At 62.7% G+C, this 15,533-nt stretch carries 10 protein-coding genes; 7 read left to right on the top strand and 3 right to left on the bottom strand.

Annotated elements, in window-relative coordinates; genetic code table 11:
- Positions 1–251: 251 nt before the first annotated feature.
- From OZ403_RS26745 to OZ403_RS26715, 7 genes are all read left to right on the top strand, one after another.
- Complete coding sequence (locus OZ403_RS26745; RefSeq protein ID WP_268782113.1) at positions 252–1,427, top strand: IS256 family transposase; 1,176 nt, start codon at positions 252–254, stop codon at positions 1,425–1,427.
- 424 nt (positions 1,428–1,851) lie between these two features.
- The gene (locus OZ403_RS26740; protein ID WP_268782112.1) at positions 1,852–3,144 is read left to right on the top strand and encodes a TIGR02270 family protein; all 1,293 of its coding nucleotides are present in this window, start codon (positions 1,852–1,854) and stop codon (positions 3,142–3,144) included.
- 6 nt (positions 3,145–3,150) lie between these two features.
- On the top strand, positions 3,151–4,161 hold the full coding sequence (locus OZ403_RS26735) for a DUF2169 family type VI secretion system accessory protein (protein WP_268782111.1): 1,011 nt from the start codon (positions 3,151–3,153) through the stop codon (positions 4,159–4,161).
- Positions 4,158–5,207: a hypothetical protein gene (locus OZ403_RS26730; RefSeq protein ID WP_268782110.1), complete on the top strand. Its 1,050-nt coding sequence runs from the start codon at positions 4,158–4,160 to the stop codon at positions 5,205–5,207. Before OZ403_RS26735 ends, OZ403_RS26730 begins: the two co-directional genes overlap by 4 nt.
- An 11-nt stretch (positions 5,208–5,218) precedes the next feature.
- The gene (locus OZ403_RS26725) at positions 5,219–6,379 is read left to right on the top strand and encodes a PAAR-like domain-containing protein (RefSeq protein ID WP_268782109.1); all 1,161 of its coding nucleotides are present in this window, start codon (positions 5,219–5,221) and stop codon (positions 6,377–6,379) included.
- 8 nt (positions 6,380–6,387) lie between these two features.
- Positions 6,388–7,098, top strand: coding sequence for an SMI1/KNR4 family protein (locus OZ403_RS26720; RefSeq protein WP_268782108.1), 711 nt, complete (start codon positions 6,388–6,390; stop codon positions 7,096–7,098).
- Positions 7,099–7,226: 128 nt separating this feature from the next.
- Positions 7,227–8,279 (top strand): hypothetical protein, encoded by a 1,053-nt coding sequence (locus OZ403_RS26715; protein ID WP_268782107.1) that lies wholly within the window; start codon positions 7,227–7,229, stop codon positions 8,277–8,279.
- Between the two features lie 71 nt (positions 8,280–8,350).
- On the opposite strand, the gene OZ403_RS26710 is transcribed toward OZ403_RS26715, so the two are convergent.
- From OZ403_RS26710 to OZ403_RS26700, 3 genes are all read right to left on the bottom strand, one after another.
- Positions 8,351–9,271: a YecA family protein gene (locus OZ403_RS26710; protein ID WP_268782106.1), complete on the bottom strand. Its 921-nt coding sequence runs from the start codon at positions 9,269–9,271 to the stop codon at positions 8,351–8,353.
- Between the two features lie 2,222 nt (positions 9,272–11,493).
- Positions 11,494–12,504 (bottom strand): ribonucleotide-diphosphate reductase subunit beta, encoded by a 1,011-nt coding sequence (locus tag OZ403_RS26705; protein ID WP_268782105.1) that lies wholly within the window; start codon positions 12,502–12,504, stop codon positions 11,494–11,496.
- 76 nt (positions 12,505–12,580) lie between these two features.
- Complete coding sequence (locus OZ403_RS26700) at positions 12,581–15,097, bottom strand: ribonucleoside-diphosphate reductase subunit alpha (protein WP_268782104.1); 2,517 nt, start codon at positions 15,095–15,097, stop codon at positions 12,581–12,583.
- Between the last annotated feature and the right edge of the window lie 436 nt (positions 15,098–15,533).

Below are 15,533 nucleotides of genomic sequence, written 5' to 3'. Positions count from 1 at the left end.
TCCTCGCGCTGCCGAACTCACCCTCTTTGAGGTACTGCCTGAACTCGATGTCGCCTGTCGAAGGACAACACGGATGTCGTCAGGCGCTGCGTCGGGAAGTGGTGAGGCGTCCACACAGTGTATGAGCTTCCCGGTCGTGTCCCTATAAGTGTGTAAACGGCGAGGAGGGACGAGCGGGAAAGAGGGAAGCTCCTCGGTGAAACCAACCGAGACGGTCCTCCTTTGGCGAGGAGGCCGAGGAGTTCCCCGACGTGGAAGATACAGACTTTGTTCCTCCCTCGCACGAGGAGGTGCGCACCGACGTGCGCGCGCTCTTCCTGGGAGCCATCCGCATGACGCTCGAGATGCTGCTGGAGGAGGAGATACGGGGCCTGGTGGGAGCCGGGCGCTGGCAGCAGGTGGCGGGGCGCAAGGACCAGCGCAATGGGAGCTACCTGCGAGGCCTGCTGACATCCATGGGGCACCTGGAGGTGGCGGTGCCCCGGACGAGGGCGAGCGGCTCCGCGGAGGCCGTGCTGGGCCGCTACAAGCGGCGCAGCGAAGAGCTCGACGAGGCGATTACCAGCGCGTACGTGCAGGGCGTCTCCACGAGGAAGATGGGCCGGGTGACACGAGCCCTCATGGGCGAGGAGGTTTCGCGCTCGACGGTGAGTCGAGTGACGAAGTCCCTCGAGGAGAACGTGGAGGGCCTGCGCACCCAGCCCCTCACCCAGGCCTTCCCCTACCTGTACCTGGATGCCACCTTCCTGGACGCCCGGTGGGCGCGCACGGTGCAGAACGTCTCGGCCCTGGTGGCCTACGGCGTGGGCGAGGATGGGCACCGGCACCTGTTGGCGGTGACTCTGGGTGGCAGCGAGTCGGTGGATTCCTGGCTGGAGCTGCTTCGCCAACTGCTCGAGCGAGGGTTGAGGGGCGTGCGGCTCGTCATCGCCGACGGACACGCGGGACTGGCCGCCGCGGCCCGGCAGTCGCTGCCCGAGGCCCAGCTCCAGCGTTGCACGGTGCACCTCACCCGGAACGTCCTCGCCAAGGCCCCCTGGCGGCTGCGTGGACGGCTCGGCAAGGACACGTCGGCCATCTTCGAGGCGCCCTCGCTCCAGGACGCCAGGAAGCGCCTGGATGCGCTCCAGGCCGGCCTGGGCCGCCAGGTCCCCGAGGCCATGGAGTGCCTGCGCGACGGCTTTGCCGCAGCCACCTGCTTCTTCTCTTTCCCAAAGGCCCACTGGAAGCGGCTTCGCAGCACCAACGGCCTCGAACGCCTCCATGGCGAAGTGAAGCGCCGCATCCGCTCCGTGGGGGCCTTCCCTGACCGCGCCAGCGCCCTGCGCCTCATCACCGCCGTCGCCCTCGAAGTCACTGGCATCTGGGATGACCGCCGCTACCTCGACATGGCCCTGCTGACTTCAAACCCAGACATCGTTGAATGATGCCTCCAAGGAGCCTTCCTCCCCCGCACCCCCTCCGAACCAACTACACACGATTCGGGACTTGACCGTCCTTTCCCGGCATCAGGTTGCTGCCGCCAACGCCTGAGGTACTCGACTGCTTTAGCAGGGGATGCTGAAATGCAATGATGGGGCGGCTGCACGGGGCATAGGCATACCTAAACGCATCGCCGGAGCTGACAGGGGGGAGTCAAGGGTGATGGGTGCTTGGGTGAGCCGACATTGGTTGGTTTCAATAAGAGCACACGGTCGGGCTGATATCTCGACACTGATGCGGCGGGGCGCGTGTTGGTCGCGCGCGAGGGCAATCGCGCGACTCCGTGCATGTAAGGTAAAGTGCGGCATTTCACTCATTGGCTCCAGGGCAGCTCGGCGAGGGGGAATTGAAGTGATGCCCATGATGAGGATGGATGTCTTCGAAGAGCACTTTTCCGAGGCGGCCTTTCTATATTTTCAGTGGGAGCGGGCGCTGCGGGGGCTGCACTACAACCTGGAAGAGACAGCGCAGTTAGAGGAGCGACTGCTGGCACACCTGGATGGACTGGTGCTTGGTGGCGAGTCCGTCGCCGAGGCGTTGCTGCGACCTGCGCTGGAGGGCGAAGAGCCTGGAGAGGTGTTCTGCTCCGTGTTCGCCTCCATCGCCGAATCTCCATCTTCCACCTTGGATGCAGTCCTCGCGCTGGCGCCGGTCGCGTCTCCTGTTGTGCAGGCTTCGTTGCGGCGTGCGCTGGAGGTCAGCAGGCGCCTTGGGTTGGAGGCCGCACTGGTTCCGTTGCTGAATTCATCCGAGGCAGCCATGCAGGCATTGGTATTAGAAGTGCTTGCCTTCCGCGGAGCCGTGCCTCGGGACGCGGCGCTGGAGTTGCTAGGTCATGAGGATGGTCGGGTGGTGGTGGCGGCACTGAAAGGTCTTGGCGTGTTGGGAAAGGCTCTCGGTCTTCGGGAGCTGACTCGACTGCTGAACGACAAGCGCCCGAAGGTGAGGCTGGCAGCCATCGAGTACGGCCTCATGGCGGGTGTGCGCGCGGCATGGGACGCGTGCCGCCAGGAGGCGCGCGGCCGCGGAGATGGCGCATCGGCGGCCCGGGTTCTTCAGGCGATATGTGGTGATGACAACGACGTTGAGCATCTGGTGAAACTCACGGCTGACGGTGTCATTCGCACGGACGTACTGTGGGCGCTGGGGTTTACAGGGCGGGTTGCCGCGGCGGAAGCGTGCCTGGAATTGATGGGGCAGGTGCCGTCGGTGGCGCGGCTCGCTGGCGAGGCTTTTAGCGCGATCACCGGACTGACGCTGAACGACACCTATTCCGTGGAGGTGGAGGAAGAGGAGTCGCTCCCTCCATTGGAGGAAGATGACCTCGACGCCGACCTGACCCCAAGACATGAGGACGAACTGCCGGTGCCGGCGCGCGCATCAGTCGCTGATTGGTGGCTGCGAACTCGCCAGGATTACTTGTCGAGTGCGCGCTATCTGGGCGGTAAGCCGTTCAGCGGCACGGCACTCTTGGCTGCGCTGGCGAACGGGTCCATGCGTCGGCGGCACGTCCTCGCACAGGAATTAGCGTTGAGGACTCAGGGAGCGCACTGCGTTCAGACGCTGGCGCTCACAGCTCGGCAGGTTGCGGAACTAGCCGGAGCAGCGCGTGTAGCCGCGACTGTGCCGACACGTCCACTGGCGCGCACCTTTGGGGAGTGACGTCCCATGTGGGCACTGCAGAATCGTACAGCATACGCCGCAGAACGAAACTGGACGCGCGACAAGGACGGAGTCCACTGGTGGCTTGTCGCGGTCAAGGCGACCTTTGACATCATACCTGGGGGGCGGCTCCGATTGGCGGATGAGCAGCCGCCTCCCGTGCTGATGCCTGAGTACTTCGGAGAGCCTGGCCAGTCGAGCTTGCGCTATGACTCGGACCTGCTTGCGGTAAAGCCGGGCACGGAGGTGCTGCTCGACGCTTGCGCGCATGCTCCTCGCGGCAAGCCTGCGGAGACGGTACCGGTCTCGCTGAGGCTCGGGCAGATTCACAAGGTACTGCTCGTTCACGGGCAGCGCACCTACGCTCGGGGGATGTTCGGGATGACGACGAGCAGGCCCCAGCCCTTCACCACGAGCCCCATTCGTTATGAAGCCGCGTTCGGAGGCTACGACCAGGCGGGCTCCGACCCCGGGAAGCATCGGCTCGACGAACGGAATCCCATTGGGCGCGGTTTCTCGACACGTGATGGGCACCTGACGGGCAAGCCCGCCCACACCATCGAGTATCCCGGCGGAGACCCGGCTGCCCGAGGCCCCGCTGGGTTCGGCCCCATCGACGCGGCCTGGATGCCTCGGCGTAAGTTCGCGGGGACGTATGACGCCCGGTGGGCGCGCACGAAGAAGCCCCTGCTCCCCGATGACTACGATCCCGTCTTCGCCCTGAGCGCCCCCGAGGACCAGCGGCTCGACAGCCAACTCAACGGCGGCGAACGGGTCGAGTTGGTGAACCTGACACCCGAAGGGGTCCTTCGCTTCGAGTTGCCTCGCATCCTGCTCGGCTTCACCACGCATGTGGGACGGCGGAGCGAGGAGCATGGAGCACGCCTGACCACCGTCCTCCTGGAACCTGACGCCATGCGACTCTCGTTGGTATGGCAGGGCACGCTGTGCGTGCCTGCTCCGGATGCGGACTACCTCGACGAGACGGAGATCGTCGAGTTGAAGGAGGGGGAATGAGCGCCTCGCTCTCAGTCGTTGCGGTCGGCGCTCGGACCCCCGTTGGGTACACAGCGGAGAGCAGTGCGGCGGCTATTCGTGCCGGCATCTCTCGCTACGCCGAGTACCCCTTCGCCGATGCCCAAGGCGAGCCTGTGGTGATTGCTTCGGACGGGCTGCTTGATCCGAAGCTGGAGGGACGGGAGCGGGTCCTTCAGCTGCTAGAGAGTGCATTGGGTGAGGTCGAGGCCAAGCTGGGCGCTGAAGTGCTCTCGCTGTGCCAGCTCAGCGTGTTGCTGGCGTGTCCGGAGTTCCGCCCCGGATTCTCCGAGGACGACGAGGGGTGGCTGCTCAACGCCGTGGACGCGCGCTATCGTGCAAGACGATCCGGCGCGCGCGTCGTGCTTGCTGGGAGAGGCCACGCAGGAGCGCTCCGGGCGGTGGAGCAGGCCCAGCGGGAGTGTGCGGAGGGCAAGGACCACCTGTTCCTGGTGGCAGGTGCCGACAGCTATCACCACACGGAGACTTTCCTATGGCTGGAGCGGGCTCGTCGGTTTGCGCAGCCAGGGATTCGCAGCGGCTTTACGCCCGGTGAGGGCGCTGCTTGTCTCGCGCTGATGAGCGCCGGCCTGCGGCGCCGCCTGAGGCTGCCAGGGCTGGCTGTCGTGCGGGGAGCACGCACCGCTCAGGAGCGCCAGCTTCGCGACAGCAACACGGGTTCGCTCGGTGTTGGGATGACCGAGGCAGTCGAGGGCGCCGTGACGGGGCTCAAGTTACCCCAGGAAGGGGTTGACGACCTGTACACGGACATCAATGGCGAGCGCTATCGAAGCGAGGAGTGGGGCTTCGTTGTGCTGCGGACACCTTCCGTCTGGAAATTCACTGGCTACAGTGCCCCATGCAGTTGCTGGGGCGATGTCGGTGCCGCCTCTGGCGCGCTAGGATGCATCCTGGCGGTCCGGGCATTCGCACGGGGGTATGCGCGAGGCCCACGGGCTCTGGTGGTCGCGGGCTCCGATGGCGGCCTGCGTGGAGCGATGTTGCTGCAGGAACCTCGGGAGTCCTAGGAGACAACTTCATGCCGAAGGTCTCAATCAACGCACCCAAGACGCCCGTGACCGAAGGGAGCAGTGGCATCGCTGCGGCGACGCTCCCCAATGTATGCAAGATGCCGGGACCTCCGGCGCCGTTCGTTCCGACGCCGTTGCCCAACATCGGTAAGAGCGGGCAGGACCCACGAAAGTACACCAAGTCGGTGACCATCGCAGGGAAGAGGGTCGCAATTCAGGGCGCCACCTTCGGCTCCATGGGGGACATCGCCAGCAAGGGCACCGGCGGTGGGATTATCTCCGCCAACGTGGAGGGGCCTACCAGTTTCGTGGGACCTGGGGCCATGGATGTGAAGTTCGACGGAAAGAACGTCCAGTTGCTCGGTGACCCCATGCTCAACAACTGCGGACCAAGCGGGAGCCCTGCCAACGCGGCGACGATGTTGGGGGTGGTCCAGGCCGCCGGGGCCGTTGTCTTCGTCACCGGAGATGACAAGTGCCCGCTGTGCAAGAAGTCGCATGGCAAGCAGGGCTCCATCAAAGAGACGAAGGCGACCAAGGTCAACGCTGAACGGCTGGCCAAGAAACTCGCCAAGAAGGAGTACCCGAACGCCACGATGATCGGGGTCGTCCAGTGCAGGTGCAAGGCGAAGCACTATGCCGAGCGCTCTGGTGAGACCGACAATGACTTCTGTGCCAGTGCGGAAGCGCTCGGATGGCACCACGCCCAGGTCCCAAAGAGCGAAGCTCAGGAAGAGAACGAGGGGAGCGATGCTGACGGCTTCTCCAATCGCAACGGGGTCCTTGCGTTCCTCAAGAACCGGTTCAAGGAGCGAACGGATGCCGTTGAGGACATTTGGGTGGATGCCGATAATGAGTTTCAGAAATTTCGTCGTAACCAGCAACTCCCCGCAGCCTATCCGCCGGGACGCTGTGCCGCGCCGAAAGCGCTTGTGCTCGTAATGCAGGACAAGGCCTTCCCTGGTGGCATCACCGAGCAATGGTTCCATCCGGAGGGCAAGCCGACCCGCGGGCAGATCAAGTTCCGGGACAAGGTGAGCGGTACAGTGGTCGCCGGGCCATTCGAGCATGGGAAGACGGTCCCGCCGTGCGGCACTTGTTGTGTCCTCCTCCCGATGATGATCTGCCCGGAAGTACAGGAGCCGCGATGCCATCACACGAAGAAATAGAGCCCCAGATGGATCGCCTGCTGCTGCGGACCGTTCCTCGGCTCAAGGAGCAGTGGCGTGGCGCAGAACCTGCCACGGTCGAAAAAATCGAGCGGATTTCCGGCCGCCCGCTTCCGTCGTTCTATCGCTGGTTCCTGCTCCGCATGGGCAACAGCATGGGGCCCCTGGCATATCCCACGCTGGACTTCTCCGCTGCGCGCGTACTGTCATGCTACGGCAAGAAGCTCGTCCAGCCCGATCCTCGCTTTCTGCTCATCGCCTATGAGTCCGACGAGATGATGCCGCTTCATCTCTTCTACGACTTCAATGCGCCCGCGAGAGATGATGCCATGGTCACCTCGCGTGAAGCCCGAGGCAAGGAGCTGACCGATTCTTTCGAGACGCTTCGGGAGATGCTGGCTTGGGGCGCACTCTCCCTTTTCCGGGTCGACAGGGCGGCGCACACCAGCAGTGGCAGTCTGAGGGGCAACACCCCTGATTTTCTGACGAACCTCGATCCTGTGATGAGCAGCCTTGGCTTTGAGCAGCCGATTTCCACGGGCCGGTTCTGCAGGCTGTATGAGCGGCCCGATGCGGTCATGGTGTGCAGGGGGACGCCAAGATCGGGAACTGGGAACAGGAGGGCATTTGACCTCGGGGGAGCCAGTCTCGGAAGCCTGCGGAGGATCCTGGGGGAGATTGCATCCGCGCGCGTCGTGGAACTGCAGGTGAAGAAATAGGCCTCGTGCCCGGCTCGTTCACCATTCCCACCACGTGGGCTCCAGGCGAAGCGGATGACGGCGGCGCAGGGCATCCTGAACCAGAAGGGTTGGGCCAGTCCGGTTCATGCGGTGCGTCCCGGTCGACCATGACCCGGGGTGGCTCCATGGAGGAAGAGGGCTCCAACGGCCTGGAGCAGGGCGGTGCGTCTCTGGTAGGCATCCGGGCCGAGGAACTCATGGCCTACGGCATCGCAAATCACCTCTGGGTTCACGGGAGCCCGGATCGGTCCAGGGTTCGTCAGTGGATGGACGCCGCACTGGGGACGTCGTTCGGGGAGCCGCCTCGGAGCGACATCGTCGTCGCGGACGTCTTCCAGTTCGGGCCGTCGCTGACGCTCATCGATGTGCAGGTGCTCGGTGCGCCGCGCGTCGTCGAAGGCGAGGTGGAGGCGGCGGAGCAGGATGGGTTCCTGACGCGCGTGGCCAGCCTGGCGAAGGAAGCGGGCTTCAAGAGCACGCGGGTGTGGATGGGCGACGTGGGCACCATGGCGTGGGAACTGGAGTCCCAGGGCGAGGAGGGCGTGTCCACTGGAGCGAAGCGGGAGGACGAGGCGCTGAGCACGCTGGGGCCGGACGGCTGGAGCGTGGACCCGCTGGCGCCCATGGTGGCGCGAGAGGTCATCCGGAGCATCGTCAAGCTGCCGCTGGAGGAGGTCCACCACTACATCGACTGGGCGGTGAACTGCCGCAGCGCGATGGCGGCGGGGACGCCGGTGGAGGGCTTCAACTTGACGCGCGCCTCGCGGCTGCTGGCCACGCACTATCTGGTGTGGAAGGGGAAGGTGCTGCCCAAGCCGACGCCGGTGAGCGAGATGGCGCCGAAGCTCGGGAGGGCCCGGAGGATGCGCAGGGCGGCCACGCTGGTGCCCGCAGCGCGCATCTGGGGGCTGGTGCTGCTGGCGGCCTTCGTGGTTCCCGCGGTGCTGTACCACTTCATCTTCGCCCCGCCGGTGGAGAGCCCGGTGAAGGGCTTCGTTCTCAGCGGTGTGATGACCCTGGTCTGGGCCCTGTTCGCCCTGGTGCGCTTCGATGATTTCCAGGGGCGGCCAGTGCGCCTACCGTGGCGGCTGGCGCTGTTCGTCGGTGGCCAACTCGTGGTGGGGGCGCTGATGTGGTGGCTTCACGGGATGCCCCGTTGAGGGAGTAGAGCTGATCCCGAAATTGAACGAGTAGGATTGTGAGTATCAGATAGTAACCGTGCCAAGGTGGTTTATTCGGCAGTCTTTAATCTCCTTATTCTCGAGAGGCAGCATCTTTTGTGTTTGAGCCCTGAACCACAGAAGCAAGGATCATTTCTCTTCGGCATGATGCTGCCTGGGAGAGGATTTGCGCGGTCACTTGCCAAGAATGCATCCATCTGGGGGTCTTGCCTCCAAGGTTCTTCACGCACGAAAATGTCGATAATTGTCGTCTTTTTGTCGTTGATTGCCAGTCCAAACCCCAGTGTACGCCTCGACTTGATTCGATAATCTTCGAGCGAAGCTCGGTAGAGCAACTGTTCTGAAAGCCCTGGAGGGGGCGGGGCGGCGCTGCAGACAAGGCAAACAAGAGTCCCCTCTATGTTCGATGAGAAGCTTCGAGTCGTTCCAGGAGGAGGTGGAGATAGTATTATCTTTTGGATCGACTGTGAGAACAGGGTAAGCGCGGAGTTAGATAATTCGAGAATGGATTTTGCTGCTCTCCGTGCATCGGGTGTGTTGATGTCTTTGAGTTGAATCAGAAAGTCGAGAGCTTCAGATGGCACTCGGAGTTGGATGTCGGGCAGTCGGCCCAAGTTTCTCCAGCGGGCAAACGCCCATTGGTCAAACTGAGCAGAGTATCCATCAAGGAAGAATCCATTGATATTGTGTGTGGGGTCGTCCCATAGTTGTCTGTTGACAAATCGTGTATCCAAGTAGGCGCCAAATAGATCGAGTTCGTCCCCTGAGACTCTTGCGCTTAGTCTGTGAACCTCAAGCCGCTTCTCGATGTAATGCAAGAAGATGTCCGGGGTTGGGAAGAACTCCGAAATGATCTCCAGGTCAGCCTCTGAGACTGAGTATGGGTAATCGTTGGACTTGAACAGGCCGAGTGGCTCTAGTTGACTGAGTTGGGTAGTTAGGTTTGTGAGTTGATGTAGTGAGACCGTCATCAGGTAGATTCTTGGGGATTGCTTCTTAGCGATCTCCAGTACTCTGCCGGTGCCCTTTTCAGTGAATGTGGGGCTTGTTGCGGTTTCGATGTATTGTCGCGCGCGGCATGCTTGGATAAAGGCGTCTTCAACGTTGAGCTTGAGATCCGTTCGGAGTTGGCCGGGGCGTTCGAGTTGCCCTGAGAGGCGGAACTGCCGAGCTTTGGCTTCTATTAAGACTAACGAGTCTCCCCATGTGACTGCAGCATCAAGTTCGGCAGTTCCGCCAGACAAAGAGGTAGGGTCGGGGTAGTGTAGGTTTTTGTAAATTGCGGATATGGGGAAGAATCTGGAGAGATGGTTGCTGATGCGCTTTTCGAGCCATTGTGCGGTGTGTTTTTGGTATCTCTCATGGAATTGTTTGTCTGATCGTGCATGTTCTTCAAAGGCGTCCCATGTGGCATCGAATGTATTTGATATGTCGAAAAGAATCAGTCGCTTGTCGGGCAGGACAAAGAGGGGGCGCTGTCGGACAGCTGTTGGGGTAGTTATAGTTGACCGCGTATCCTTGGAGAATCCGATGAGGTTGGTGAGCGCCTCCCACTCTATGGTTTCGGCGCCTGCTGCTTCTCTGTTTACGGGAATGTGTTGTGGGGCTAGTTCGTAAAGGAGCGTGGCTCCAAGTAAGCGGGAGTCTTTGGTGATTGGAAGTTCTGTAGTAGTTTGTTCTGAAGTTCATTGCGATCTTGTGTCGCAGTGTTCTTGGCGGTGCGCCACGTTTCCTCCGCCTGGATGGCTAATTCGCGGACTTTGGGAAGGATGATGTTGTTTAGTGCTTCCTCTTGGGTGTGAAGTATTTTGTTGAGTAGTTCGACGGCGCGCGATGGTGCTAGGCCTGTTCTGCGCCTGAACCATGAGTCGAACCGTCCTTGAATTTCACATATCCGAATCTCGGTTTGTGCTGGGTAGCCGCTTCCTCGGATAATCTCAGCGCGCGACTTTGTGATATTGATTAAAATGTCATTTGGGGTGGTCTTGTCGGTGGAGAGGTTGCCGACAAATGTGCGGCCTAGTAAGATTTCGTCGAGGGATTGGACGCATGTGTTTATGTCTGTGGGGGTGGCTGGGGTGAGGTGGATTGAGTTGGTTGGATGGTGGGTGTCTGGGAAGTGCGGAAATAGTTCGTATGCGAGTAGCTCGGACTTTACAGAGGAAGTTCCGTGTGTGGCGTCTCTAAATAGTTCCGGCGATGAGAACGACATCAGTGAAGCTGTAGTTACAAAGAGAGAGACTGGGTCGTTTCGTTCAAGGAGTTCCTTGATGCGCGACCTCCCGGCTTGCTCCCTGTGTGCTGCGTTCTCTTGAAGTGAGGGAAGTGAGGGCATGGCATGGAATATAAATGCCTAATTCAGGAACAGGCCAGTCCCGGGTCGCCCCATTTTTGCGAACCTGCCTGCCCAACTGCATTTATTTCTCTGATTTTCTTCTGCTTTTCGCCATCACGCTAACCTGATGTGGATCCTTCAGGGTACACTGGGTGCGAATCTGTTTGCTCAGTTCAATGAGCAGGCCATAAGCCTCGAAGTCCCACTCGACAATACAGAGTGGCCAGAACTCAAGGCTGCCCTTTGAAAGGCTCCTTGGCATCAGGCTCAGGGGTTATTCAAAAACCGCTTGTTTCTGGTCTTCCAGTGCGGCGTTGATGTGAGCAGGGCGGTCGCGACTTTCATTGCGCATGAGGACCGGCCGGTCGACGTCATTCAGCGTGAGCTTCAACCTCAAGGTGCATCGCTGCTCAAGGCCGAAAAGCTTGTAGCCTACATCTCGGAGGCTTTTGGCGCAGCTTGCGCTGCGAACATGGACGCGAAAGCCCCCGTGTCAGATCGGTACGTCGAGTGGACGGGATCGGAGACACATGAAGTCTCGCTGGTCCAAGAGCCGCTTTGAATGGAGGCGAGTCGACTGGCTCAGCGCCCCTCGACGGTCGGGGGCTCACAGGTGAGCAATTCGACGCGTTGTCAACCGGAGTGTCCTGCTTGATAAATTCGAGGGTGCCGTGGCTGTGGGAGCCAAACCCGAAGTCATCGTGTTGGGCCCGCTCACCATCGCGCTCACCGAGGAGGGAACGCAGGCCATGAGGCAATAGGCTGCGGAGCGGGCTTCACGACAGAGCGGTGAGCCGTCCACGCGCTGACCTCAACCGGGGCGCGTAAGCCGCGCCCCGGGACACAGCGCACAGCCGATCAGAACGCCGCGTCGAGCACGACGTCCGTGGCCGCGCCCACACCCACGGCCACCTGGTACGACGACACGCGGCGCTCGAAGAAGTTCGTGAGCTCCTGCACGTCCTGCAGGTCCATGAAGTGCAGCGGGTTCTTCGTGCCGAACACGGGCGACATGCCCATCATCTGGAGCCGCTGGTCCGCCACGTACTCCAGGTAGCCGCGCATGTCCTGGACGGACAGGCCCATCACGCCGCCGCTCAGCAGGTCCTGGGCGAACTGCGTCTCGCACTCCACGGCCTCGCGGAGCATGGCCACCACGTCGCGCTCCATCTGCGCGTCGAAGAGGTCCGGCTCCTCCTTGCGCGCCACCTGGATGGACTCGAACGCGAACGCCATGTGCGCGCTCTCGTCCCGGAACACCCAGTTGGTGCCCGCCGCCAGGCCGTTCAACAGGCCCTTGCTGCGCAGGAAGTACACGTAGGCGAAGGCCGCGAAGAAGAAGAGACCTTCAATGCAGCCAGCGAAGCAGATGAGGTTCAGCAGGAACTGCCGCCGGTGCGCCTTCGTCTGCAGCGTGTCCAGCCCCTGGATGCTGTCCATCCACTTCATGCAGAACTGCGCCTTGCGCTGGATGGAAGGGATGTTGTCGACGGCCGCGAAGGCCATCGCCCGCTCCGCCGGGTCAGGAACGTAGGTGTCCAGCAGCGTCAGGTAGAACTGGACGTGCAGCGCCTCCTCGTAGAGCTGGCGCGACAGGTACATCCGCGCCTCGGGCGCGTTCAGGTGCTTGTAGAGGTTCAGCACCAGGTTGTTGCCGACGATGCTGTCTCCCGTCGCGAAGAACGCCACCAGCCGGTGGATGAGGTGGCGCTCCGCGTCCGTCATCTTCGAGCGCAGGTCCACCAGGTCCGTGGAGAAGTCGACCTCCTCCACGGTCCAGGTGTTCTTGATGGCGTTCCGGTACATCTCGAAGAACTGCGGATACGCCATCGGGCGCAGCGTGAGATTCAGGCCAGGGTTCAACAGCATTGCTTCCGTGCTCCTCGCGCTGCGGCGCGGTAACTCAAACGTTCTTCCAACTGCGAAACCGTCAGCGTCTCAATGCCTACTGGCAGGCCTCGCACGCCTCGGGGTTCTCCAGCGAGCAGGCCACTGCCTCGGCCTCGGTCGCCTTCGCCACCGGGGCAGGGGCCGCCGACGCCATGCTGGCGCCACCACCCGCGCCCACCGTCGCCTTGGCAATCCGCGTCGCCGGACGCGAGCGCAGGTAGTACGTGGTCTTCAGGCCCTTCTGCCACGCGTAGAAGTACATCGAGGACAGCTTCCCGATGTTCGGCGTCTCGACGAAGAGGTTGAGCGACTGGCTCTGGTCGATGAACGCCCCGCGGTCCGCGCCCATGTCCAGCAGCGAGCGCATCGGCAGCTCCCACGCCGTGCGGTACACCGCGCGCAGGTTCTCCGGCAGCTCAGTAATGTCCTGCACGCTGCCTTCCGCCATCTTGATGCGGTTGCGGATGTTCTCGTTCCACAGCCCCAGCGCCTGGAGGTCGCGCACCAGGTAGCGGTTCACCTGGAGGAAGTCACCCGACAGCGTCTCGCGCTTGAACAGGTTGGACACCTGCGGCTCGATGCACTCGTAGCAGCCGACGATGGAGGCAATCGTCGCCGTGGGGGCGATGGCAATCATCAGCGAGTTGCGCAGGCCGTGCTTCATGATGCGCTGGCGCAGCGAGTCCCAGCGCGCCGTGTCCTCGGGCACCACGCCCCAGTGGTCGAACTGGAGCTCGCCCTTGGCCGCCCGCGTCTCCTGGAAGGATTCGTGGGCGCCGTACTGCTCGGCCAGCTCGCACGACGTGGTCAGCGCCGCGAAGTAGATCTCCTCCGAAATCTTCTTGGAGAGCGCACGCGCCTCCGCCGAGTCGAAGGCCAGCTTGAGCTGGAAGAAGACGTCCTGGAGGCCCATCAGGCCCAGGCCCACCGGGCGCCAGCGCTTGTTGGACGAAGCCGCCGTGGGGATGGGGTAGTAGTTCAGGTCGATGACGCGGTCGAGCTGCCGCATCGCGAGCTGGGCGTTGGCGCGCAGCCGCTCGAAGTCGAACTTCCCGTTGACCAGCATCCGGCTCAGGTTCAACGAGCCCAGGTTGCACACCGCCGTCTCACCCTGGCTCGTCACCTCCAGGATTTCGGTGCACAGGTTGGACAGGTGGATGACGTTGCCCGCCTTGCCCGTCTGGTTGCTCTTGCGGTTGCTGATGTCCTTGAAGGTCATCCAGCCGTTACCCGTCTGCGCCAGGCACTTCATCATCCGGGCGTAGAGGTCACGCGCCTTCACCTTGCGCATGGCCAGGCCGTCGGCCTCGGCCTTCGCGTAGGCCTGCTCGAAGGCGTCACCGTACAGGTCCGTGAGGTGGGGGACGGACTTCGGGTCGAACAGGCTCCAGTCCCCGTCCGCCTCCACGCGCTTCATGAAGAGGTCCGGCACCCAGTTGGCCAGGTTCAGGTTGTGCGTGCGGCGCGCGTCGTCGCCGGTGTTCTCACGCAGCTCGAGGAAGTCCTCGATGTCCGCGTGCCACGTCTCCAGGTACACGCAGCACGCGCCCTTGCGCTTGCCGCCCTGGTTCACCGCCGCGACGGAGGCGTCCAGCGTCTTCAGCCAGGGCACGATGCCGTTGGAGTGCCCGTTGGTGGACTTGATGAGCGAGCCGCGCGCGCGCACCCGGTGGTACGCCACGCCGATGCCGCCGGAGAACTTCGACAGCATCGCGATGTCCGAATACTTCTTGTAGATGGCGTCCAGCTCGTCCGCGGGCGAGTCCAAGAGGAAGCAGCTCGAAAGCTGCTCGTGGCGCGTGCCCGAATTGAACAGGGTAGGGGAGCTGGGCAGGTACTCCAGCGAGCTGAACAGCCGGTACAGCTCGATGGCCTCATTCACATTGTCGCCGCTGAGCGCGCTGGCCACGCGGAGGAAGAACTCCTGCGGCGTCTCCAGCACCTCGCGCGTCTGCGGGTTCTTCAGCAGGTACCTGTCGTAGACGGTGCGCAGGCCGAAGTACTCGAAGAGGTCGTTGCGCGACGGGTCGATGGCCGCGTTGAGCTTGCGCGCGTTGGCCTGGACGAACTGGAGCAGCCGGTCAGCGATCAGCCCGTGCTTGTGGCCCGCGGCGACGGACTGGCTGAAGGAGTGGATGTCCTGGTTGCTGACCTCCTTCTGGATGAAGGTGGCCAGCAGGCGCGCGGAGAGACGGCCGTACTCGGGCTCCTCGACGATGAGCGCGGCGGCCGTCTGGATGGAGAGGCTGTCCAGCTCGCGCGTGGTGGCGCCGTCATACAGGCCGGAGATGGTCTTCGTGGCCACGCGCATCGCGTCCACGCGGGGCAGGCCCACGCAGGAGCGGCCCACGGCGCGGACAATCTTGTTGAGGTCCACCGTCTCCGCGCCGCCGTTGCGCTTGCGCACCCGCATGGAGGTCGCGCTGAAGTCGCCCGCCGTGGGCTCGGAAGCAACCGCGCCCGAGGCAGCGGCGCCCGTCGGCGCGGGCGTCGTCGCCGGCGTGGACGGACCGGAGGAGACGGGCGGGACAGACATGTTGGCGGACGGCTTCACGGGCGTATCGAAGTTCACGAGCGGCTCACTCCAGACAAAAGCAGGGCGCTTCGGGCAGACACGAGGCCTGTCCAGGGAAGCGGGGTTCCCCACCACGTTACTGGAAAATTGTTCAGGTAAGTCCCGTTCCGGCGGGACGGGGCTAGCGGCTGGAATCGACGGTGTGTCTGGAGGGATTTATGGGCCAAACCGATGCTGTGTGCAAGAAACCCACAATCCCTCCTCTTCCCCGCTCTCAGCCACATCGGCTGGTGGGGCGCCATCGACCAGCCACAAGCTATGGGGGGGTACCCAACCTGTCAACGCGAGATCTAGTGCTCGGCCCGGCATGGCCCGTGCAATCTATGATCGATCTCCGAGACGATCTCGCAGTCGTTCGGTGAACAGTCGGTGACCCCTCCCAGGAACGTGGAGTGTGGGCCTCCTGGAATCCACCGTGGACGGTCAGAAAGGG

Origin of the sequence: Myxococcus sp. NMCA1 (assembly GCF_026810205.1) — a bacterium.
Taxonomy (GTDB): Bacteria; Myxococcota; Myxococcia; order Myxococcales; family Myxococcaceae; genus Myxococcus; species Myxococcus xanthus_A.
This window is presented reverse-complemented; position numbering and strand designations above follow the sequence as displayed.